The organism is Streptococcus sp. GMD4S (assembly GCF_000296955.1).
The window spans coordinates 1-909 of the sequence record NZ_AJRE01000025.1; the positions used below are offsets into that span (position 1 = coordinate 1).

Genomic DNA, 909 nt, shown 5'->3' on the forward strand with positions numbered 1-909 from the left:
CTGAAAAAGTGGCTATACAGGAACGAAGTCTAGACCGCATAACTTCCCATCTGAGACCCTTACTCATATAGACTTTCTCCTCTGAAAGTATATCAGAAGTTGGTTTACGAAGAATTGAACAAAAACCTGTTTCTATCAATTCCCAACCGCTATTTCTAAAATCTTGCAGTTCATGCTTATACTTTTTAAGAAATCTAGAATCATAGATACGGTAGATGACATCGTCAGGTTGGCATTGGCAAAAATAGAAAAAACCAAAACGACTCGTTCTATATCTCCAGCCTTTCAAGTGCATCTCACGCAAATACTCTTCTTCCTTGTCCAAATCAACAATGGTAAAAATCCGAAATTGCTTTTTATTGATCATGACTTCCCCTCCAATTTTGAGCATACCTAGCCTATCATAAATCTGATAATTCCTTCTTTTTATGCCATAACTTCCAGCTAATATAGGCAACTATTAACAAAAGGATTAAAGACCAGAAAACATCTAGCCCGACCGCAAGAAAACTCCATAGACCATACGCATTACTTCTATTGAGCAATTTAAGTAAGAATGGTATATGTATGGCTAGCAAAAGTAAAACAGGTACTAATCGCAGTCTTAAAATGCGATTAACCATAGCTAACTTCCCAGTAGCATCGTTATAAATTTCAAACTCTGCATCCGATTCAATTTCAGAATGTGCTTTTCTAAAATAGGAAAAACTATTAAAGTCTGTAATATGCTCCCAACCACAATCTTTAAATAGTTGTAAATAGGAGGATCTCTCTGATTTTTCCATCGGGTAAAAATCCAACTGATAAGACACCTGCTCAGGCTGACACTTTTCAAAGGTATACTTGACTACAAACAATAAGATAGAATAGCTTACTTTCCTAAGTTTCCAGCCCTCAGCATGCATTTCT

General features: G+C 36.1%; 2 protein-coding genes. Both read right to left on the reverse strand.

Translation table 11 applies throughout. The features are described from left to right. Positions 1–367, reverse strand: a 367-nt coding sequence (locus GMD4S_RS00460; RefSeq protein WP_008289008.1) for a DUF2812 domain-containing protein, incomplete at its 3' end; no start/stop codon positions are given. Between the two features lie 34 nt (positions 368–401). Then, the coding region (locus GMD4S_RS00465) for a DUF2812 domain-containing protein (RefSeq protein ID WP_000352981.1) at positions 402–909 on the reverse strand (508 nt) is incomplete at its 5' end.